This is a genomic window from Microbulbifer maximicatervae (SeqCode) (genome assembly GCF_052468095.1).
Genome location: NZ_CP174332.1, coordinates 2,120,782 through 2,143,122, shown reverse-complemented (window position 1 = coordinate 2,143,122; position 22,341 = coordinate 2,120,782). Strand labels below are relative to the sequence as shown.

Here is a 22,341-nt window from a genome sequence, read left to right as displayed (position 1 = left end):
CCATGAACACCTGGAAGCCTATGGCTGCCCTAGTATTATTGCTAATGCTCCCCTTGGTGGGTTATCTACAGGAAAATATGCAGGGGGTAAAATTTGACACACTGGTAGAATCGACCAAGGATTGGGCCGGAGATACCCTACCCCAATATCCAGAGGGGCAGCCAGAGCTCTCTGTGGTGCGTGTGACAATCGAGCCAGGCGCACGGCTACCAGTGCACAAACACCCCGTACCTAATAGCGTCTATGTTGCCGAAGGCACTTTAAAAGTTACCCTCGTTGACCAGGATAAAAGCCTAACTTTGGATGAGGGGAAAGCCTACGTTGAAGTCACCGATATGTGGCATTTTGGGCGCAATGAAGGCGACAAGCCGGCGACACTTATCATTTTTTACGCTGGTGCTAAGGGAATTCCGACAACGGTCTTTCAAAAAGATAATTAGGAAGCACCCTACTCTAATAACTTGCCAATGAATTGGCAGCTAACTGACGCGCAGCAGGGCCTCTCTAAGATAGCCAGGTAATGGGGTCTTTAGCTTTTCAGGGGATGACAGGGTGACATAGGTAATATTGGCGGTGAACGCTAGTATCCCATTATCCAAAAAGCCTTTCGTTTGAAACGTAAAAGAGTGATTACCAATATCCGCAACAGAAACATGGATACTTAATTCTTGATCCCAGGTTACAGGGGATAGAAATTCCAGGTTAAAAGCTCTTACAGGTGTAAGAAAACCCAGTTGTTTCATTCTGGCGATAGCAGGCCCTTCAAGCAGAACAGCCATTGCATCATGGGTTGCCTCAAGTGCAAACGATGAGAACCTTGGGGTGTATACGATTCCCTCGGGATCACAATCCCCGAACAGTACTTTTCGTTTGACGGTTATCATCGTATCAACCCGTTATTTCTTATCTGGGCTGGAATTATATGTGAAGGTCCCCGCTCCATTCCTACCAAATCACCTACCCAAACCCATCATTGAGAGATCAAACCTCAAGGACCAAATATGGATAATACAGTTACTTCTGGTGGGACCAGGAAACGTACTGGCAAAATACTGGTCCCTACCCCAGGGCTTACATAGAGGTGTTTATCACCTTCAACAATATGCCCAATAGCAAAACGCTGCCCGTAACTTGAAGGTACTATGGGCCGCCCAATAAACGGCAAGTAGACCTGGCCCCCGTGAGTATGCCCGGCGATAGTCAATGACAGCTCCGCAGGCAGTTCGGGGAAAATATCCGGATTATGAGTGAAGGCCAATATCGCCTCACCTTCATCTATCCCCTGCATTGCTTTTTTAACATCGTGAGGCCCCTCCCAAAAATCACTGATTCCCACTAGTCGTAATTTACATTCGCTACTAACCAGACTTACTGACTTATCCTCAAGCACTGAAATCCCCTGGCTTGCAAGGGACTGCTCAACCCGCGCTGCATCAAGCCACCAATCATGATTTCCCAATACGGCAAACACCCCCATCGGGGCCTTGAGCTCTTTAAGAATTCCCGCTGCATCCTCCGGCGGAACGAATTTACCCCCAACAACCCCCTGAATAACAAAGTCACCGGGTAGGAGAATAAGGTCGGGTTGGCTTTTATTAACAGCCTCAACAAGGTTTTGTAGGCTCTTCCGCCCCTTGTAAGGGGAACCTACATGCAGGTCAGCAAGTATCGCGACCCTTAGCCCGTTACATTCCTTTGGCCAGGTATCTACGACAATATCATCTTCATTAATTCGGAAACTTGCTGGCTCAACGATAAATGCCCATACGGCCAACAACAAACCAATACAAAATAATACGATAAAAGTTATACGCCACTTACTCAAAACAAGGCCCAAAATTTACGACTAACACTCATTATTATTTGCCAGATGGCCATGACAGCTACAATCTGTCAGCTCCCGCATAATGTCACAGGCATTAATTGCCTGGCCACCCTCACATCGATTGCGTAAATCTACCAAGCTTTTTCGCAACTGCTTGAGCGATTCCAGTTGTTTTTCGACTCTTTGAATTTGATCATCAACCACGCTATCAATATCAGTGCAGCTTTGCGATGGAGTCTCTTTTAATCTCAACAGGTTGCGAATATCCTCGAGGGGGATATCCAGAGAACGACAGTGGCGAATAAAACGCAGTTGTTCCAGGTGAGACTCTGAGTAGAGCCGGAAATTACCCTCTGAGCGAGCGGGCTCTGGCAGTAGCCCTGCCTGCTCGTAGTAACGAACCGTTTCCACTTTGCAGCCCACTCTCCTGGCTGCTTCACCAATCTTGTAAGCCATGCCACTCCCTCTTGACTCTATAGTTACTAGAGGGATTGTAATACTGGCTCACTGACTGATCTATCCGAGAGTGAATAATGGTCAAGCGCGATTCCAGCTGTGGCTGCAACGGGGCAACCCAAGCCGCAACCATGACGCCGATTCAAAACACCAATAACAACAGCGACAAAGGTGACCTGTCCCTGTTCTCCATCAGCAAGATGGACTGCCCCACTGAAGAGGGGTTGATACGCGCCAAGCTCTCTGGCATGCAGGGAATTTACCAGCTGGACTTTAACCTGGTGCAGCGAATCCTACAGGTGCGTCACGCGCCCGGTATGGAGAGCAAGATCCTCAACACTCTGACCCCTCTTGACCTGGATGCACGCCTGGCCACCGAAGATGACATCGATTCCGCGCCACCTACCACCCATGCAAACTGGTGGTTATTGGGCGCTGCCGGTTTGGCGGCGATTGCCTCCGAGGTCGTATTCTGGTTACAGGGGGGGAACAATTGGCTGGTAATGATACTGGCCCTGGCCGCTATCGCTGGCGGCGGACTCACGACCTACAAAAAGGGCTGGATCGCGCTCAGCAATCGCAACCTGAATATGAACGCGCTGATGTCCATCGCGGTCACCGGCGCCCTGCTTATCGGTCACTGGCCCGAAGCGGCAATGGTGATGGTGTTATTCACCCTGGCAGAATTAATTGAAGCCAAATCCCTGGATCGTGCCCGCAATGCGATTCGGGAGTTAATGGACCTGGCCCCGGAAACCGCCACCGTACAGGGGCCAGATGGCGAGTGGGTTTCCATGTCAGCCAAGACTGTTCCGGTTGGCACCACCATTCGGGTGCGCCCCGGCGAACGTATCGCTCTTGATGGGGAGGTAATACGCGGCAATTCAGCAGTAAACCAGGCCCCAATTACCGGGGAGAGCCTTCCGGTAGACAAAGGCCCTGGAGATGAACTTTTCGCCGGCAGTATCAACGAATCCGGGGCACTCGAATACCAATCTACGGCAGCTGCCAACGATAATCTGCTCGCCCGAATCATTCATGCGGTGGAAGCCGCACAAGGTAGTCGCGCTCCAACCCAGCGCTTTGTCGACCAATTCGCCCGCTGGTATACGCCCCTGGTATTTGCAGTGGCACTGGCTACTGCGGTAATACCGCCGCTGCTTTTTGCCGGCAGCTGGATGGAATGGATCTATCGCGCACTCGTGTTACTGGTAATCGCCTGCCCCTGCGCACTGGTGATCGCAACTCCTGTCACCATCGTAAGCGGCTTGGCATCGGCCACCCGCCACGGAATCCTTGTCAAAGGCGGGGCCTACCTTGAGCAGGGGCGCCACCTTCGCTGGTTGGCATTGGATAAAACTGGAACCATCACCCATGGCCTGCCAACCGTCACAGATTTTAAAGTGTTAGCGCCAATGCCCGCGGAAGAGGTACAAACCCTGGCGGCGAGCCTAGCCGAACGTTCCGATCATCCGGTATCCAGGGCCGTACTGGAGTTTGCTCAGATTCCCCACGAACGCCTACAGGAAGTGGATAGTTTTGAAGCCCTGGCCGGGCGCGGCGTCAGGGGCAGAATTCAGGGAGATCAGTGCTACCTGGGTAACCACCGGCTTATTGAAGAATTGGGCATTTGCTCCGCCGAGCTGGAGCGCCAACTGGGAACCCTTGAGGAAGAAGGGAAAACTGTTGTGATGCTGACTCGGGAGAACTCCGTTCTGGCGATATTTGCTGTCGCCGATACCGTGAAGGAATCGAGCCAACACGCCATTGAGAGCCTTCACAAGCTGGGCGTGAAAACACTGATGCTTTCCGGGGACAACCAGCACACTGCAGATGCGATTGCTAAACAAGTCGGCATCGATCGGGCTGAAGGCAACCTACTGCCGGAAGACAAGCTCAGAGAGGTGGAGACTCTATCTGGAAAAGGCCAGGTTGGCATGGTTGGCGATGGCATTAACGATGCCCCCGCCTTGGCCCGTGCTGATATAGGGTTTGCGATGGGAGCAACGGGAACCGACACAGCGATAGAAACCGCTGACGTGGCCCTGATGGACGACAATCTGGGCAAGATCGCCACCTTTATCCAACTATCTCGTTCAACGGCCCACATTCTTTGGCAGAACATTATCTTGGCGCTGGGCATTAAAGCGGTCTTTCTAGTGCTTGCTTTTGCCGGAGAGGCAACCATGTGGATGGCTGTTTTTGCCGATATGGGGACTAGCATGCTCGTGGTTTTTAATGGGTTGAGAGTGATGAGGAAATGAGCCGGTTTGATATACGGTTTTTCTAGTTAACCGTACTAATTCAGCAATACAGTCTTTCCATTAACTCCGCTAGATACCGGATAGATTACTTGCTATTTAACAGCTACAGAGAAAATCTATAGGGTGTTACACTTGCCATTTCAATAATTGCAAAGAAGATTAAAAGTTTTGAACAAATTAGCCCTGATATCTATTATTTTTCTTCTTTGCAGTTGTACTGACTCTCCAACAAGCAAAAATTGCAGCTCTTACGACGAATGCCCCCTGTACATTGGCTTTTATAAATCCAGCATAGTAGACAGGGAAATGGCAAGAGAGAAAGGCGGGCCTGTTCCTGTTTACAAATCACTGCCAATATACCCGCAAAAAGCGCTGGAGAAACAGATGGAAGGCTACGTAGTTGTTGAGTATGACATTAATAAAGACGGCGATCCGATAGACCCCCGAGTTATTAAAAGTAAGCCCTCGGGTTTCTTTGAAGAATCTGCTATCCAGACAGCAAAACACTTTAAATATGAAGCAACTCCAGAAGAGTTCAATAACATTAGAACCAAAGTCATTTATAATATTGCCGAGAATCAACCTGATAGCCAAGAAACATTTTTTGCATATTTATTGTGGCTAGCGATTTAGTTATTTTTATACAAGATCGCAAGTATAAGTACTTACAGCTCTAGCCTTCTATCACATGCAAATCGTAATACCCCTTATCACTTCCACCAGCGTCTAAAACTTATAAGGCTACGGGCCAGCAAAAAAGGAACCAGAAACTGGCCACTCATCTGCAGCGCAAACTTTGGCCAGAAGTCTATTTCTTCAGAGAAGAATGACAATACAAGATTGCCTGGAAATAAAACTGTACCGAAATACGTCCAACCCCCACCAATTATCTTCCAGTTATACGCAAATACCAGTAAGCCGATAGCCAGGGAAATTACCCCTACAACCAGCGAAAATCGTAATCCTTTATCGCTAATCAACATTGCAACTCCTTGCTTCATATAGATTACTTACCTCGAACAACCTCTTTCTTGATGTAAACACCCAATCTTTTAGCTAGACGCACCAAGTTCCCTCGGTCTACGGATAGTAATTTGGCCGCTTTACTCCAGTTCCCATCGGTCTCAGCCAGGGCACGCCCAATTAGTTCGCGCTGATAGTTTTCCGTTTCCCTCCTTAAATCAATAGCCTCAGTCAGCGACTCTACCGGTTTCTGCGGAGGCTTCTGAATAACCAGGTCATCGGGAATTTCAATTTGTGCTGCAGTAATGGCAACAATAGCTTCTGGAGAGCTACCTTTGCGGGCCCTAAGGGCTGCGCGGCTGATAATATGTTCCAGCTCGCGAACATTACCCGGCCAAGCGTATCGATGTAGCTTATTGGTGGCCTCTGTACTGAGACGCAACTGACGAAAACCCAGCTTCCTGCGGGAGCGCTCCAAGAAGTAGTCTGCCAACAGCAGGACATCATTACCCCTCCGACATAGCGGTGGGACTTCAAGGGGATATACAGAGAGGCGGTGGTAGAGATCAGCTCGGAAAGTACCGTTTTCAATCCCTTTGCGTAAATCCCTATTAGTCGCCGCTACAATACGAACATCTACATGCTGTACCGTATCCTTACCTACCGGTTGAATCTCACCACTTTGCAATACACGCAACAATTTGCTCTGCACCACAAGCGGTAACTCGCCAACCTCATCCAGGAAAATAGTGCCGCCGTTCGCCAGTAAAAATTTGCCGGGCCTCTCGCGATCTGCGCCGGTGAAGGCCCCTTTTGAATGGCCAAAAAGTTCAGCTTCCGCCAGGGTTTCAGTCAGGGAAGCGCAGTTCAAATAGACTAAGGACTTCTCCTTGCGAGTCGACAACCTGTGGACGGTACGGGCCACCAGCTCTTTCCCCACTCCCGTTTCACCGAGAATCAGCACGTTGTAATCCGACCCAGCCACCAGCTCTATCTCACTGCGCAGGGACTGCATTTCCGCGCTCTCACCAATTAATTCACCTCCATCCCGCTCCAGTGCCTGCTGGGTTAGGTCTTTCACCAATTGCTCGGCATGCTCGGCGGAGTGTGACAGGGCCTTTAGCTCGAGGGCTGTGCGCAAAGTGGCTGCAGACAGTGCGGCTATCAGCTCAAGGGTTCGATCACTGATTCGAGCATAGGCATCTGCTGTCATGCTATCCACTGTTACCAGACCAATCAGATGGTTATCTGAATAAAGAGGCAAGCCCATACAGGAGTGCACGGGAAGATCCCCCTCCCTGTCCAACAGCAAACCATCGAAGGGATCTGGTAGCTGACAGTCAGATGGGAAGCGGACTGGGTGTTCCGATGCGCAGATTTGCGCCAGCCGTGGATGCTCATCAATCAGGAATCGCCGCCCCAGGGTCCGTCGGGCAAGCCCCTGAACTGCGAGGGGGGTGAGTGTATCGCCGTTGAGCCCAAGCAAGGCAACAGCATCGCACTTGATCGCTTTGCGGATAGTAGAGAGCAGACGCTCAAAACGATCGCTGTTGTTAAGGCTATTAGCCAGGTCCAGAGCCACTTCGAGCAGTAAGGTTGCGTTGGTATCTACCATAGCCAAATCAGTCCAAAAGACCTTTTAGAGTCATTATGACACAGCAACCATAAAGGTCAATTTGACACACAAACGCCAAGAATAAGCCGTAACTCCTTGTTTTTATTAGCATTTATATTTGGCATAGCAGTTGCTAAAGATAGATTGACGCCGTTTGAACCTGAGGCCGATATGCTGAATACGGAAAACCCCTTACTGCGTGAGCGTTTCAAGCTACTACTAAAAGCCGGTAACTTTACGCTGCTTCTGTCAGTTCCCCTGCTTATTCTGACAATTGTTATTTGCTATCCCCTGTCTCACCTGTTTTCAATTCCCACGCAGGTCGCCGGACATATCTTTATGGTGATTAGTGCGACGTTTTTAAAGTTGGGCTACATAGGTCGTGTAGTTGCCCAATACAATCTTAACCTTGAAGTTCGTTAGAAATTAAAAAACGTCTTCTTGTCCCCTGAATCCCTTTAGCAGTGGCATATAAATTCTGCCTAAAGCCCCAGTAGCTCTGGGCTTCAGCACCTCTCGGCACCTGAAACCACCGTGGACTATACTGACAATCTAAGGTGCTGCATCTTCCTTGTGGCGACACCTCAGACTGATACATCAAGTCTGCAATCACTTATTTGATTGATGAGCAAAGGGCCAAAGTCAGGGGGTATCAAAATTGGGCTTAGCCTTAACAAGCAATGAGTTGAGAGCCCTTACCAATGAATGGAATCCAAGCGTAAGACCCACTCCGCACACTCAATCCCCTCCCCTCTTAAAAGAGGTACTGCCAGACATTAGCAGTGAGCCACATACGTTCGCTCCTATATCACAGATAGGTAACAGCAATAGCCGAAGTCCGCACTCGCCTATTGGGGAGCAAATTTAAATGTGGGAAATGATCGATGACGGAATTACTTTCTTTGCCACTCAGAGCTACGCCACCCTCTTTACGATGTTTTGGATTGTCGTGGTATTGGAATTCCCCAGATATTTAATGTCATTTTTTACCTCTGTATTTTTTTTCGCCTCCAAACCTGAATTTGAAGAAGATATAGAGTCTTTAGGCAGACTCACTGCGGTAATCGCCGGCCACAACGAGGAGAATTCTATTGAAAAATGTGGAGAACGATTACAGGAACAAAGCTATATCCCCTACGAAGTGATCGCGATTAGCGATGGCTCCACAGATAAAACCCGGGACGATATTCACTACCTGCAAAATAAAGGTCGCTTGGATGGCGCTCATGCAACAGAGCTGCGTGGAGGCAAGGCCTCAGCCCTTAATTTAGGACAGAGATTTTCAACAGGCGACTTTATAGCCTCAATTGATTGCGATTGCACCTTCGATCGCCACGCTATGAAATACGTGATGCAAGGCTTTGCAGATCCCAGGGTTGGCGTGGTTTCAGGTAATGTAATTGTCCGAAACTCCACAGAAAATATACTCAGCTCCTTCCAGGCCATTGAATATGTAATCAGTATTTGCTTGGGGCGACACTCCCTAGCGATGCTCGACCAAATGTGTTGTGCCTCCGGTGCCTTCAGTGCTTTTAGGGTATCCGCAATGAATCAAATTGGCGGCTTTGATGCCGGCGGAGGAGAAGACTTAGATATCACCTTTCGTTTGCGGGATTACGGTTGGAAAGTGGAATTTGCCCCTGAGGCGATTTGTTATACCGATGTTCCCACCAGCATCACAGTTCTAATGCGCCAGCGCTTTAGGTGGGAACGGGATGCGATTCGTCTTCGCTACCGCAAGTACCTGCATTTTATTAATCCGTTCCGCCAAGGAATGCAGCTAAAAGAGTTTTTTCACCAATATGAATTCCTGGTTTTCAATGTTATTGCCGCAATAGCTTTACCAATCTATTTAGTCTGGCTATTTGTGCGCTATGGCGACAATGCCTGGTTTATTTTAGCGGGAGCCCAGGTTGTATTAATTGCACTCGATACAATTACCTTTGCTTTAGCTTCTTACGCAACCCCAAAAGTCAAGTCACTTCCCCTTTGGCCCTATATTCCTGCCTATAGCATCTTTTATGTAAACTTTATGCGAGTCGTAAGACTGTATGCTTATGTTCAGGAATGGATCTTTAGAACATCCTATAAAGATTCTTTCGCCCCTTTAAAAGTACACCGTGTTCGTGAGTAGCTTGAATGAAGGCTCTGCGAAAACGACTACGCCCAGATAGCTTCGAAAGCGAGCAGCGAAAAACCCGAGGATCTGCCAGCCGACGAATATATCTGGCTTTGTTAATTTTATTTGGTATTGGCGTTATTCGCTATATATGGGGTGACTGGTTTTTACTGCGAAGCGATGGGTTAGTACTACGCGATCAAAGCGTTATTGAAATGGGCTATCTAGTAAAAGTAGTAGAGGTTGCCGTAGATGAAGGGCAAGCTGTTCGAGAGGGCGAGCTACTCTTAAGGATTGAATCAATGGAGCTACTGGAGCGAATCGCCGATCTCTCCACCCGCCAAGCTAACCTAATACAGATTTCTGCTGAATTCACTTTATTGGCAGAGACTGCAAAAAAACTACTCACTCCCGCCAAGGAGCGTAAAGTACAAATTGGCCGAATCGTAGATAGAATCAATAAACTTGCAAATAAAGGAGTAGTCAGCGAAGTCGGTTACCAAGATGTATTGAAAGATAACTTCGAGGCCAGTGAAACCCTGGTAAAATTACAAGTTGAAAGCGCCACCCTGGAAGGAAAACGTAGATCTGTTGATGAGGCAATTTATCGCTCCGAACAAGCGCTAAGAAAACTGGAGGAGCATTACAATAACGGTATTATTCAAAGCCCCACTTCTGGTCTAGTTGGGGCTTCAGTCCCCCATGTCGGCAATGTTTATGATGCTGGGGAGCCCCTTATGTCTATCTACACCGGGGAAGCCTATGTCCTAGCCTATCTACCCAATCAATATCAATTCGTGATCAAGCCTGGAATGGAGGTATTGGTTACTGGTGGACGCTTTAAAGACAAAGGGGTACTAGTAGAAATGATCCCCCTCTCAGCCGCACTACCCCAGGAGTTCCAAAATACATTCAAGCCCACATCGCGTAATCAGTTAGCGAAAATAGTCTTACTTGACCCATCAAAATTTCCGGTGAACGAGAAAGTTACCATAACCCTAAAGATTGACTGGATTGATGTCATTATTGATAAATTTATTAATTAACTCCCCCCAGATGACGACTACCTTTTATGTCATACAGTTATTCCTAATTCCTGCCAGGGACGTAGGGCACCTATCCCTGCCTATTGCCAATTTTTCACCTATCTTTTCTTAAATACTCAACAATCTATTCAGTAAAAGGGACGCCATATACACCACAGGTTACACAGTTACGTATAACTGGCATGAAATAAGCTAAAACACTCAGTTAATCTTTCAAACGCCAGCTGTTATATAGGTGTGGAGGAATCAGCATCTCCTTTTTAAGTGACGAATATAGCTTTTTTCGCTGGCCCGGCGACTCTAAGGTGACATCGCATACCGGTGAATCCAAAGACGCTATTTTGATTGAGGAGCCAGCATCAGTAGATGACCTGACGCATATATGGCATATGCGTGGTGGCTTGTATCTACTCCCGGTTATTGATCTCACTGGAACAGTCGGCGAGAAGGCAGATCTGGATTGCTCAAAGCTTAGTGCGCAGGATATGCCCGTTGTGAGCCAGGTTATTGACGACTTTCACTATCGGCGCGCGCAAGTCCACCTGGATTTCCACACCACTCAGAAAGATAGCGACAAAATACTAGCGCGATTATTTGTATCTGGCGTAAGTCTCTCGCCGCACTATAGCCCAAACTCCAAAGCTACTGTTGATTTTAATATTATCCTCGATAGCCCGACGGTTGTGACGGAATGTGAAAAACTGATCGAATCAGGATTTCTACAGGGCAAGTTTTTCGATCGACGCCATATCTGTAACGGCTGTGGGGGTTCTCAGTTTAATGTCCGTGAAGAGTGCGCGGTATGCAGATCCTCTAACCTTACCGAAGACTTCTATCTTCACCATTTCAGCTGCGCTTATTTGGGTCGTGAAGCTGACTTCAGGGAGGGTGAAGACCTGATTTGCCCCAAATGTCGAAAGGAGCTTTTACACTTCGGCAGTGACTACGACAAACCCGGCACACTGCTTATTTGCAATGCTTGCGGCCATGCCAGCTCAGAAGTGGAGATAGGTTTTTTGTGCCTCAACTGCCAGAAAGATACCGACAGCGAATCCATACGCACCGGGGATATTCACAGCTACGACATTACGGAACGCGCCAGTAGCTACCTAAGAGCTGGCTATGCATTTCTCGATTTTACTGACCATAACCCTATGTTCGCTGACCTACCCTTCACCCTGATCGTAGAACTCAACCAGGCGGCAAGAGCCTGGAAAGAGAACAAAACAAATTTTTGCTTGGTGAATATCAACTACGAACATGCTCATGAACTCGAAGTCGAGCATGGGCCCCGACAAACAATGCAGAGCCGCCGCCAATTCATAGAGAACCTTCATGGAGTTTTATGTAGAGCTTACGAAGGTATACGGAAAGAGGACTTTATTACCGGGAAATATGAAGATTATATGGTTCTACATGGAATAGCTAAGGAGGACATACTCGAAGATCGCAGAGAAATGATCAAGATTGCCATGTCCTCCATAAGGCTGGATATTGGCCCCTACTTTAAAGTACTCGGGCCCGAGGAGCTTGTTTAAAAGAAAGCCGAACACCTCCCTGTTACAACTACCTTACCCGAGCCGGCTACCCCTACAACTTACTCGACAACTCGCGAATCTCATGATTCAGGATACGGTCGTTGTGACTGTAATCCACGGGCACATCCACTAGATGGACCCCGCCCGCCCTACAACATTTTTCTATCATCGGCTTAAACTCATCCGTGGCCGTTATTCTGTGGCCATGAGCACCATAGGATTTTGCATAGTCGACAAAATCAGGATTACCAAAATCCAGACCAAAGTTGTCAAACTCCATCATGGCCTGCTTCCACTTGATCATTCCGTAGGCATCATCGCGCAAAATAAGTACGATAAGGTCAAGCTTTAATCGAACTGCCGTTTCAATCTCCTGGGAGTTCATCATAAAGCCCCCATCTCCACAAATTGCGACCACACGGCGGTCTGGACACACTAACTTGGCAGCCATTGCCGAAGGCAAGCCCGCCCCCATCGTTGCCAGTGCATTGTCGAGCAGCACGGTATTCGGGGCTAAAGCAGGATAATTCCGCGCGAACCAGATTTTGAACATGCCATTATCAAGCGCAATAATGCCCTTCTCCGGCATCACTTCGCGGAGATCCTTTACCAGTCGTTGCGGACGAATTGGGAAAGTGGTGGTATTTGAGCCCTCCTGGATATGCTTTTGAAGCGCGGCACGGATACGGTGCGCATCGGTAAAGCTCCAGTGATCCTGGGGTTCCAAGTGCTGGTCCAGCTGCCACAAGCTGTTGGCAATATCGCCAACCACCTCTATCTGCGGGAAGTAGACCGGATCCACCTGCGCTGAATTGAAGTTGATATGTACAACTTCCGGGCCACCGGGACGCATAAAGAAAGGCGGCTTTTCTACAACATCGTGGCCCACATTGATAATCAGGTCGGCCTGCTCAATGGCCCGGTGAACAAAATCCCCGTCGGATAGCGCGGTATTGCCAATAAAGTGCGGTCCCGATTCATCAATTACTCCCTTACCCATCTGAGTTGTCACCACCGGAATACCCAGCTTGTCGACAAACTTGCGCAACATTTTGGCGGTTAATTTACGGTTTGCGCCTGCTCCCACCAACAGCAACGGTTTACGGGATGCCTCAATCGCTTCTGCAGCTTTGCGCACTGCCTTCTCTTCGGCAATTGGCCTGCGGTTATAGCTGGGCTCCAAGACCGGCATGGTGGAGTGTTCACGGGCAATATCTTCAGGAAATTCCAAGTGGGTTGCCCCCGGCCGCTCCTCTTCAGATTGCCGAAAGGCTTCACGGACATGAGCTGGCACATAGTCGCCCCCCACGATTGTCTTGGTGAATTTGGTCAGGGGGCGCATCATGTCAACAATATCAATAATCTGGAACTGCCCTTGCTTGGAACTTTTGATAGGTTTTTGACCGGTGACCATCACCATCGGCATTCCACCGAGCTGAGCATAAGCTGCGGCAGTCACCAGATTCGTGGCCCCCGGCCCCAAAGTAGACATGCAGACACCTGGCTTGCCCGTAAGCCGACCATAGGTAGCAGCCATAAAACCGGCACCCTGCTCATGGCGCGTGACAATTAGTTTTATCTTTGAGCCCCGCAAAGACTCCAGCATATCCAGGTTTTCCTCACCAGGAATCGCGAAGATATACTCAACACCCTCTTTCTCTAGGGCACGAATAAAAAGGTCCGATGCTTTCATTGGGGAGGCTCCTGTAGTCCCACCTTACTAACAATAAGATCCCCGCCAAAAGAGCTGTTTTAATAACTGCCTGACACGATTGCTCATTTACGCGGATACCTCTCTTACATCTCACTTTATCGGCTCGTAAGTTTGCACCCTGCACAGTAGCTCACATGGTGCCTTAGCAATGTATTGCTAAGATCAGTCTCAGGGAAAATTAATTTCTTGCGCGCTGATACCCACCATCCAAGTGATGACAGCAAACTCCCTGATAAGTATTAAATCACTGCCTTTGTATGACACTGGATGATAAGAGTTGCAAATGGAATCTCGCTCAGAAGGCGCAAGAAAACACTGGGTTCTCTCACTTGCCGCTCTCGGGGTTGTATTTGGTGATATCGGCACTAGCCCACTCTACGCCTTTAAACTGATTTTCCACCCCCGGTTTGGAATTCCCCATAACACAGAGACCATTATTGGTGGGGTCTCTGCTGTCTTCTGGGCACTTACCCTCATTGTCACTATTAAGTACGTCTTATTGGTAATGCGCCTGGACAACCGAGGGGAAGGTGGGATCATGGCGCTGATGACACTGGCCCTGGAAGCGACAAAAGGGCGAGAATTATTAAGAAAGCTCATTATCGGCGGCGGAATCTGTGGGGCGGCACTATTTTTTGGTGATGCCGTTATCACACCAGCCATCTCCGTACTCTCCGCAGTCGAGGGACTGGAGATAGTCAATAAGACTCTAAAACCGTTTATCCTGCCAATTTCTATCGGCATACTCTTTGGATTGTTTTTTGTACAGCGCTTCGGCACCGAAACCGTAGGGAAACTGTTCGGCCCGATTACCGCCATCTGGTTCTTAATTTTGCTGCTCGCGGGCCTTTACTGGGTGCTCCAGAACCCTGTTATCCTCCACTCCATTAATCCCCTGCATGCTGTGAGTTTCCTCACTAACCATGGCATGGCTTCATTCTGGATATTAGGTGCAGTGTTACTGGTGTTTACCGGAGGAGAGGCTCTATATACCGACATGGGGCATTTTGGACGCATGCCTATAAGAATTGCCTGGATAGGTTTAGTGTTCCCCGCCCTCGTGTTGAACTATATGGGACAGGGCGCTCTACTTATTAGTGACACCTCTGCGGTAGACAACCCCTTTTACCGGATGTACCCGGACTGGTCGCTCTACCCAATGATTATTCTTGCAACTGTAGCAACCTGCATCGCTTCCCAGGCCTGTATCTCGGGGACCTTCTCCCTGACAAAACAAGGAATCCAACTTGGCTTGATGCCCCGTTTTGCCATCCGGCACACGTCATCAGCACTCGTGGGACAAGTCTATATGCCCGGGGTCAATTACCTATTAATGACAGCGGTAATATTAGTGGCAATTCTCTTTGGAAGCTCAGTCCACCTGGCTAGTGCTTATGGTGTGTCAGTGAGTGGCGCAATGTTGATTACCTCCTGCATTGCAGCAATCGTGTATCGCCACTACCTCAAATACAATCTGCTAATTTGCCTGGCTGTCGGCTCATTCTTTGCTTTTATTGATTTTGCCTTTGTTACTTCAAATCTGGCAAAGATTGGCCACGGGGGGTGGTTCTCTATAAGTTTAGCCGCCTTTATTGCGATGCTGATGATTACTTGGCGAGATGGAAAAAAAGCAATAAATTGTTACTTGCAGGGTAAGAATTATAAATTGGAACCCTATTTAAACTCACTTTTTGATAATCCCCCATTACGAGTACCTGGAACTGCAATATTTGTGGGAACCAATCAACTCTTTGTACCTCATGCCCTAATATACAATTTGAAACATAACAGTGTTCTTCACGAAAAGAACCTTTTCCTAACCGTTACATCAGCCAACACACCAAAAGTACTCCCAAAGAACCGAGCAATCATTAGCAAGATTAGAGAGGGATGTTTCAGGCTAATCTTACGTTATGGATATATGGAACGCCCAGATGTCGAAGGGGCCATAAATAAACTCAACAAAATGCACCTTTTGGATATAGATCCAAGTAAGTCTTCTTTCTTTACCTGCCGATATAACATATTTCCTGTTAAAGGCGGCTATAGCAAAATGGCAAATTGGCGAGAGCGGATCTTTGCCGCCATGGTAAGGAATTCAAGTAGTGCTATAGACTATTACCGCATTCCAGCGAATCGGACTGTAGAAGTGCAAGAGAATATAATGATTTGAATTGACAAGCTATTTTATCAAATAACTAACAAACCTATGAGACTCACTTTAGGGTATAGAACGGAAAGGTAAAAGTGTGATGGTCATACCGCCTGCTTCCTTTACAGCTAGTATGGATGCAGGCGGTAGGCCGAGAACCCCCTAAATACTCTAATTAAGAAGTATAAAGATATTCAGGAGCTCCCTATCCCATAATCAGTTCGCTTCGTTTTTAAGTATAGAAGCCATATCACCGGACCAACGGCCGATTACTTGTGTTAAAGCTTTATTAAGCCCTGCCATTGAAGAGGAATTGAATTTTTTAGCTTCTGGTTGGCTCAAGAACTCCTCATATTTCGCTAAGCTTGCATCGTCGAAGCCTTGATAAGTTTGCACGAAAGATAGGGTAACAAATTGCTCAACATTTTGACGCATCTGGGGCTTCATTGCCTCCATTTGTGCCTTATAAGCATCTAGATTGATCTCTTGGCCGGGAGCCATCACTGCCATCACTGCGGAATAGACAGCAATACCCGTAGAGGCCTGCATCTCCATCGCCATATCGGTAGCACCAACAAGCTGATCAATACGAGTTGCCATTTCAACGCGCTTTGTGTCAGCCATCAACTGCTGTGCATTAGCCATCAAATTCTGGAATGCCTCTTCAGAGCTTCCTTCCTCTTCAGCCTTAGTAATTTTCTTACCGATATCTGACTCATACCAAGCCAATAAGACCTCAACATCTTTATCGGTCAGAGAAGTACTCAATGACGAGTGCACTTCATCCATAATGATGGACGGTAAAATTGTATTATCTGCACTTTCAAGAATCTTTTGCAGTTTATCCTGAGGAATTGGTGCACCCTGCTGTACGCCTTCCGCAAATCCAGATTTTACTAGCTCAGGAAACCCCTCAACCTGCTTGGTGAAACCTGACACAAGCAGAAGCTTATCCAAATTGGCTACTTTATCGGCAGCCAGGCATAATGAGCAAAAGGTGCTGATGAATAAAGCAAATATAACTTTTACAGCTTGAGTTCCCATAGGAAGCCCCATATGAAAGTGAATTTGATCGCCATTATGCCGATTGACTCACAACAATCAATCAAAAAGCCCTAACCATTGCAAAAACAGACGTACCACAAGAGCCTAAATAACCCCCAACTCAGATAGTTTTTTTCTGGCAATTTCTATTCTTTTCTTTTGTACTTCCCGAAAACTACTGCCATCTATGTTAATCGCAAAATAATGAATATTGTTATTGGACTCTACAATTCCAATATACCAACCTAAAGCCTTATTCTTAGCTAATGGCCCTCCTCCTGTTTTTGCATATAACTTATAGGCATCGGTCTCCTCTACCAGCATCACTTCTTTAAATTTATCTATAGCTGACTGCGATACAGGTAATTGACCGGTAAATAAACGCTCCAGGAAGTCTACCTGCTCCAACGCTGATATTTTGATACTCTCATTGAGCCAGAAGGTATCAATACCAGACGAAGCATCCCGATTACCATAATTAAAACCTGCCAAATACTGATTCATTCTCTTAGCGCCAATCTCCGTTGCTAATTGCTGATAGATCGGAACCGCTGAATTTTGAAATGCTTCGCGAATCGTCAAAGGCCTTTCTGACCAGATTGTAGGCCACCACTCTTTAGCCGGGTATTTGTCATGATTATAGGTTAGCTCTTGTAACAGATTCTCAACTAAATCCAAGTCAAGTGCAATAAGGGTATTGGGAACCTTAAAAGTAGAGAATGGTGTGAACTGCTTGGCTACCCTCTCCCTATTAATTACCGTATATTCTGAGGTCCGACTATTCTTGAGCACAAAAGTACATAACTTGCTACATGAGCCCCCACCTTCTGCGATCACCGAGTTGCTGGCACCAAAAACCAATATTGCAGCAGTGATAAACCATATAAAGTGTTTCAACCGGAATCTCCTTGATTTAGAGTGCGTGATACCCGAGGAACATCAATAAATTTAATCAGGATCTACCGGGTAATAAGCACACCGAAAAGTACCTTTCGGATATTGGGAGGAGTTAATTGGCAAGTCAAGTAACTACGAGACTAACAGACAGGCCTCATTAAGTAATGACTGTACCATCATTTAGAATTTAAGAAATACTGCCAACTGAACAAACTAGGCTTGGTGCTTCCTATTGATAAGCACCAAACCTTTTGTGTAAAAAGCAAGCAAAGCTCTAGCTTTGGGCTATCTTAATTTCTGCGGTCTGAGTTATTCCCCATATCCCACAGAATTGGCTGATCGCCACCCATAATAGTTGAAGGCATCTGACCATTCCATTGCTGCGCACGGATATATTCAACCAAGGTATGGTTTCTGGCAATCGCATCAGCTTTTGCTTTAATCGCTGCGGCTTCCGCTTCCCCTTTCTCAAGAATCGCAAAAGCTTCTGCCTCGGCTTCTACACGAATCTTATGGGCTTCACCATCTGCTTTAGCTTTGGTGGCATCACGGCGCGCATTAGCAGTATTCACCTCACGTTGCGCTTCCAGCTTTTGACGCTCCAATTTGTGCTTTTCGGCAGCCGCTAGGTTCAACTCTGTCTGCTTGGTTTCAATAGATTGGATGTACTTGGGAGGCAAGCTGATGCTCTCAATCTGTACATCTCCCAATTCCATAGGCAACCCCTTGGTTTCCTCCTCCAAGAGCTCCTCAATACGTCGAATTGCTGCATTCCGGTTCTGGATAATCTGCTCTGCCTTGAATTCAGCCAAACCAGCTTTACTGGCGCTTCTCAGCCTGGGGTCAAGAATCCGCTGTTCAAATTGTTCCAAACCGCCATATTGCTTATACAAATCTATGGCCGCACTGCGAGTTACCGTCCAGTTCACCGCAGTCACTGCTTTTAATGGCATTTGTTCTGCGGTGGCGGCATTCATCGTCTCAACATTTTTCCGGGTTCTCACTTCGATTTCGACCACATTATCCATAAGTGGGACCTTCGTATGAATTCCGGGGTCAACCTGTGAGACTGCCTTGCCAAATCGCTTTACGATTCCTACGTGACCCTCATCAACTGTGAAAACGGTCCCCATGGTGATAGGGATAATCAGTAATGCAACACCAGCGAAAATTCCCTTCTTAAGATTTTCCACAAACTTTCCTTTAACTACTTACAGCCAAAAAACGGTTCTTAACTTCAAAGATGAATACATAAGCGGACATTCTTTAATCCCTACATTCCTAAACCAGAAGGGAGTACCAAATAAGCTCCACTAAAATTCACTCAAAATGAATCGCAGGATAATATAGATAATTTTTCAATAAAAAAAGTGTAACGTTTCACTTCCACATATCAGTGGAACGAACTCTTTGAAGCGAAATATAGAGGTAAGCTTCAACTATCCAACCGCGATCTTGTTTGTAGATATTTAGCGCACAATAAAATCGCATTCGCAATTTCATATGCTAGATATACGAATAAAAACCGCCTGTTAAATTTGATCAAATACTTGAAGAGAATCGTTTACACAAAAATACATGTCACAGTATTTTTGGCCTTTCATGAATAAAAGATATAGGAGAGATACGCCTAAACCCACTACCAGATGAACACTTATTACTTATGCAAATCCAGCTATGCCTCACCTAAGCAAGAATTGTGCGCCCGATAAAGCCTTGCCATTCAATCAAGCTCTCAATCAACGCTATTATCCATTAGCAATCACTTTCTCTATCAATAATTAGAGGCCTTGACAATGAGCACTTCAGATTCATCGGACAAAAATGGCCCTGTCGAGGCCAACCCATACAAGTGGCCATATAATGGGGATCTAAGGCCAGAAAACACCGCTCTCGTGGTTATTGATATGCAGGTGGACTTTTGCAGCCCCGGCGGCTATGTCGACAAGATGGGATATGACCTGGAGGCAATGCGCAAGCCCATCGAACCCATCCAGCAAGTATTGAATGCGATGCGGGCAGAAAACTACCACATTATGTACACCCGGGAGGGACATCGCCCCGATCTTTCTGACCTCCCTGCAAACAAACGCTGGCGCTCACGACAAATTGCTGCAGGTATCGGCGACCCGGGACCATGTGGACGTATTTTAGTCAGAGGGGAACCTGGTTGGGACGTGATCCCAGAACTAGCGCCCAAAGCTGGTGAGGTCATTATTGATAAGCCAGGCAAAGGTACCTTCTTTTCTACAGACTTCGGGCTAATACTCAAGCTTAAAGGGATCGATAACTTGATTCTCGTGGGCGTTACAACCGACGTCTGCGTACACACCACCATGAGGGAAGCAAATGATCGAGGATTCGAGTGCCTGCTTCTATCAGACTGCACTGGGGCTACCGACATCGGCAACCATGAGTCGGCTCTCAAGATGATTACTATGCAGGGAGGTGTCTTTGGCGCTCATACAGATAGCCATAAACTTCTGAAGGGACTAGCGGAAGCCTCTAATACCAAGTAAGTAAAAAATATATTGTAGTTGGGGAAGAGCTTGTTACTGAGATCGCTCTTCCCTAATGGCATTTTAAATCAAGCGGGCTCCGTAATTTTCAGATCGCCAGCATATGATAAAATGAACCCCACTAAAAACATGTGCACACTGACACTGAACTGATACTGCCCTTCACTCTCTGTTTCATAAGCCTTGACTTTGGGCCAAAGAAACTTTGGCAAAGGTATACCTAATAGCTTCGTTTTCGAAAACTGATATTCAAGTGCTCCGTCGACATTATGAGCGGTAAACTGCATTTCCAAAGGGCCGAGCCTTTCCACCAAGTAATTTTTTTCTGAATAAAATGATGAACTCATCTTGAACCCATCGAAATCTCTCACCCAATCCATCCGATCGGAAAAGTGCTCACAATCAACAACTAACTGCGAACTTGAACTCGCCTTCGGGAATCGAAATATTGAACAAATAGTATTCGCAATAACTCCACCTCGCTTGACTACAACAGAACCCTCATACCTCTTCACCCCAGTGTGTGCAAATTGCAACAGTGGAGATAATTCATTGAATGAGGACCCCATATGAGCAGAAAGTATGTTCAATATTCACTCCTATTCCTATTCACGTCCTTTACCCACAGTACCATCTATACAGGTAGCTGGCAGGCTGTAAATATTCAACCTGCCAGCGCACTCTCAGTCAACTCGATGACTAAATCAAGCTTATTTACTATTCGCTCTCAGAATAGTGCTCATAGCCCGGTGGGCGTCAACGAACCCAAGCCCGGTGTTGTGATCACCTAGCCAACTGCGGCGAGCATTATCTTTCAATGACTTGCTCACTAGTTGAGCAGCTTCTACCCTGCTAAGGCCATAGTAGTCTGCCATTTCAAGGAGCAATAGACTCACAGCCGCTAGTTGAGGAGCGGCAAAAGAGCTACCGGACTCAAAGTTTTGACTGGAAGCTGAATATACTGCATCGCCGGCAATAGCAAAGCTCTGCTTAATAGCCAAGGGGTTGTAACCCGGAACCGTCGCCGTAAGTGAGATCTCATTTGAGAATGGCTGGAGGTTGATTGCAAAAAACAAATTTTCAGCACCGGTCTGCCCTTCATTCTGAGCAAGGAATGCCCTGATTAAATCCAGGTCATAGGTAAAGAAGCTGCCGAGTGGCGGTAGTTCCAAGCGCTCTCTCACATCGGAGTTGTTATGCTCAAGATCCGTACCTGTATTTCCCAGTGACTTGGTAAAAATCTTACTTTGTAAAATAGCGGAAAGATGCTCTGCAAACTCTGGGTCTAGTTGGTCATTGGTGATATGGAATGCACGGCTCATATTGATCACACTAATGTCATCTCGATACCGCATATAGGCCATTGCATCATTATAAGTTTTGCTCTCAGCGCTAACGGGTACAATCGTTGCCTTAGGAGCAATATCCAAAATGATATCAATTACGGTGTTACCATGAAGGAAAGTAATGGGATCACCAAATGCAACTTCTGCTTCAATATTGGGATACTGTTCGCGCTGCTCTTGTAAGCGTGTCGGATCAAACAAATCAAAGACAGCAATTACCATACCCTCGCCATCAAAGCGCTTAGTCAAAATTTGCTGTTTCAGTTTATAACCGGGCACATGGGGAAGCAGTAACTCATTAATTGCCAATCTGAATAGATTCAGGTCGGCAATAGCGGCATCAAATTCCGGCCTATATTGCTCCTGGTAATCTTCTGGCTGAAACGTATACAGAAGCTCAGCTAATACAATAAATTCTGTGATTGACTGGCCCCACTTGTGCATCAGTAATTCTTCAACCATATAGTGGGATTTTGCCATCCCCGAGTATTGATCAAATTCAGCTGCCATATACTCTTCAAGAATTGGAGTTACCGGCTCTTCCCAAGGCCATGGGGTTAGCTCCTTAATTACCCCGAGAGAATCTTTAGCTTGTTCAACATTTGGAGTTTCCGCAAATACACTGAAGCCACTCAGCATTAGTACGACTACTAATATTATCCTATTCAAAACTATTTCCTTGTTGTTTTAAACTATCAACTAGTGATTATTGACTGCAACAGGCCACGGGAAAACTTGCCCCTGACAGGAATCAATTGCAGTTTGGAAATAGGATCACGGAATACCTTGGAACGCAACAAAGCGAACTAGCATTCGAGTTATAAAGCAAAGATCCAGAAAGTC

General features: G+C 46.9%; 20 protein-coding genes. 9 read left to right on the top strand and 11 right to left on the bottom strand.

The window, feature by feature from the left end:
- Positions 1-2 precede the first annotated feature (2 nt).
- Positions 3-440 carry a cupin domain-containing protein gene (locus ACJJIL_RS09230; RefSeq protein ID WP_445361757.1) on the top strand — a complete coding sequence of 146 codons (438 nt, stop codon included), beginning with the start codon at positions 3-5 and terminating at the stop codon, positions 438-440.
- 39 nt (positions 441-479) lie between these two features.
- On the opposite strand, the gene ACJJIL_RS09225 is transcribed toward ACJJIL_RS09230, so the two are convergent.
- From ACJJIL_RS09225 to cadR, 3 genes are all read right to left on the bottom strand, one after another.
- Complete coding sequence (locus ACJJIL_RS09225; protein WP_444913153.1) at positions 480-884, bottom strand: acyl-CoA thioesterase; 405 nt, start codon at positions 882-884, stop codon at positions 480-482.
- A 104-nt stretch (positions 885-988) separates the two neighbouring features.
- A complete protein-coding gene (locus ACJJIL_RS09220; protein WP_445361756.1) occupies positions 989-1,825 on the bottom strand; it encodes a metallophosphoesterase in 837 nt (278 codons plus the stop codon).
- 21 nt (positions 1,826-1,846) lie between these two features.
- Positions 1,847-2,281, bottom strand: coding sequence for a Cd(II)/Pb(II)-responsive transcriptional regulator (gene cadR, locus ACJJIL_RS09215; RefSeq protein ID WP_444957822.1), 435 nt, complete (start codon positions 2,279-2,281; stop codon positions 1,847-1,849).
- 77 nt (positions 2,282-2,358) lie between these two features.
- On the opposite strand from cadR, the gene ACJJIL_RS09210 reads away from it, so the two are divergent.
- Positions 2,359-4,545 (top strand): heavy metal translocating P-type ATPase, encoded by a 2,187-nt coding sequence (locus ACJJIL_RS09210; RefSeq protein ID WP_445361755.1) that lies wholly within the window; start codon positions 2,359-2,361, stop codon positions 4,543-4,545.
- A gap of 306 nt (positions 4,546-4,851) precedes the next feature.
- Positions 4,852-5,178, top strand: coding sequence for an energy transducer TonB (locus ACJJIL_RS09205; RefSeq protein ID WP_445361754.1), 327 nt, complete (start codon positions 4,852-4,854; stop codon positions 5,176-5,178).
- A gap of 77 nt (positions 5,179-5,255) precedes the next feature.
- On the opposite strand, the gene ACJJIL_RS09200 is transcribed toward ACJJIL_RS09205, so the two are convergent.
- Positions 5,256-5,528, bottom strand: a complete 273-nt coding sequence (locus tag ACJJIL_RS09200) for a hypothetical protein (RefSeq protein ID WP_445361753.1) — start codon at positions 5,526-5,528, stop codon at positions 5,256-5,258.
- A 23-nt stretch (positions 5,529-5,551) separates the two neighbouring features.
- Complete coding sequence (gene norR, locus ACJJIL_RS09195) at positions 5,552-7,123, bottom strand: nitric oxide reductase transcriptional regulator NorR (protein ID WP_445361752.1); 1,572 nt, start codon at positions 7,121-7,123, stop codon at positions 5,552-5,554.
- A 171-nt stretch (positions 7,124-7,294) separates the two neighbouring features.
- Between norR and ACJJIL_RS09190 the strand changes: the two genes are divergently transcribed.
- From ACJJIL_RS09190 to ACJJIL_RS09175, 4 genes are all read left to right on the top strand, one after another.
- A complete protein-coding gene (locus ACJJIL_RS09190) occupies positions 7,295-7,546 on the top strand; it encodes a hypothetical protein (RefSeq protein ID WP_445361751.1) in 252 nt (83 codons plus the stop codon).
- Between the two features lie 445 nt (positions 7,547-7,991).
- On the top strand, positions 7,992-9,257 hold the full coding sequence (locus tag ACJJIL_RS09185; protein ID WP_444913935.1) for a glycosyltransferase family 2 protein: 1,266 nt from the start codon (positions 7,992-7,994) through the stop codon (positions 9,255-9,257).
- Between the two features lie 5 nt (positions 9,258-9,262).
- Positions 9,263-10,288, top strand: a complete 1,026-nt coding sequence (locus tag ACJJIL_RS09180; protein WP_444913936.1) for an HlyD family secretion protein — start codon at positions 9,263-9,265, stop codon at positions 10,286-10,288.
- A 305-nt stretch (positions 10,289-10,593) separates the two neighbouring features.
- Positions 10,594-11,826 carry a TackOD1 domain-containing metal-binding protein gene (locus ACJJIL_RS09175; protein WP_413662142.1) on the top strand — a complete coding sequence of 411 codons (1,233 nt, stop codon included), beginning with the start codon at positions 10,594-10,596 and terminating at the stop codon, positions 11,824-11,826.
- Positions 11,827-11,878: 52 nt separating this feature from the next.
- Here ACJJIL_RS09175 and ACJJIL_RS09170 read toward each other — a convergent pair whose 3' ends face one another.
- Positions 11,879-13,519, bottom strand: coding sequence for an acetolactate synthase large subunit (locus ACJJIL_RS09170; RefSeq protein ID WP_413662143.1), 1,641 nt, complete (start codon positions 13,517-13,519; stop codon positions 11,879-11,881).
- 304 nt (positions 13,520-13,823) lie between these two features.
- Here ACJJIL_RS09170 and ACJJIL_RS09165 point away from each other — a divergent pair, with 304 nt between their 5' ends.
- Positions 13,824-15,713 (top strand): potassium transporter Kup, encoded by a 1,890-nt coding sequence (locus tag ACJJIL_RS09165; RefSeq protein ID WP_445361750.1) that lies wholly within the window; start codon positions 13,824-13,826, stop codon positions 15,711-15,713.
- A gap of 195 nt (positions 15,714-15,908) precedes the next feature.
- On the opposite strand, the gene ACJJIL_RS09160 is transcribed toward ACJJIL_RS09165, so the two are convergent.
- From ACJJIL_RS09160 to ACJJIL_RS09150, 3 genes are all read right to left on the bottom strand, one after another.
- Positions 15,909-16,736 carry a DUF2059 domain-containing protein gene (locus ACJJIL_RS09160; RefSeq protein WP_445361749.1) on the bottom strand — a complete coding sequence of 276 codons (828 nt, stop codon included), beginning with the start codon at positions 16,734-16,736 and terminating at the stop codon, positions 15,909-15,911.
- 105 nt (positions 16,737-16,841) lie between these two features.
- Positions 16,842-17,633 carry a penicillin-binding transpeptidase domain-containing protein gene (locus ACJJIL_RS09155; RefSeq protein ID WP_445361748.1) on the bottom strand — a complete coding sequence of 264 codons (792 nt, stop codon included), beginning with the start codon at positions 17,631-17,633 and terminating at the stop codon, positions 16,842-16,844.
- 290 nt (positions 17,634-17,923) lie between these two features.
- Positions 17,924-18,826, bottom strand: coding sequence for a prohibitin family protein (locus tag ACJJIL_RS09150; protein WP_413662147.1), 903 nt, complete (start codon positions 18,824-18,826; stop codon positions 17,924-17,926).
- 603 nt (positions 18,827-19,429) lie between these two features.
- Between ACJJIL_RS09150 and biuH the strand changes: the two genes are divergently transcribed.
- Positions 19,430-20,152, top strand: coding sequence for a biuret amidohydrolase (gene biuH, locus ACJJIL_RS09145; protein WP_445361747.1), 723 nt, complete (start codon positions 19,430-19,432; stop codon positions 20,150-20,152).
- Positions 20,153-20,220: 68 nt separating this feature from the next.
- On the opposite strand, the gene ACJJIL_RS09140 is transcribed toward biuH, so the two are convergent.
- Both ACJJIL_RS09140 and ACJJIL_RS09135 read right to left on the bottom strand, forming a co-directional pair.
- Complete coding sequence (locus ACJJIL_RS09140; RefSeq protein ID WP_444959508.1) at positions 20,221-20,742, bottom strand: DUF4166 domain-containing protein; 522 nt, start codon at positions 20,740-20,742, stop codon at positions 20,221-20,223.
- Between the two features lie 120 nt (positions 20,743-20,862).
- Entirely contained in the window at positions 20,863-22,167 is a 1,305-nt protein-coding gene (locus tag ACJJIL_RS09135) for a S8/S53 family peptidase (protein WP_445361746.1), read from the bottom strand.
- Positions 22,168-22,341 lie beyond the last annotated feature (174 nt).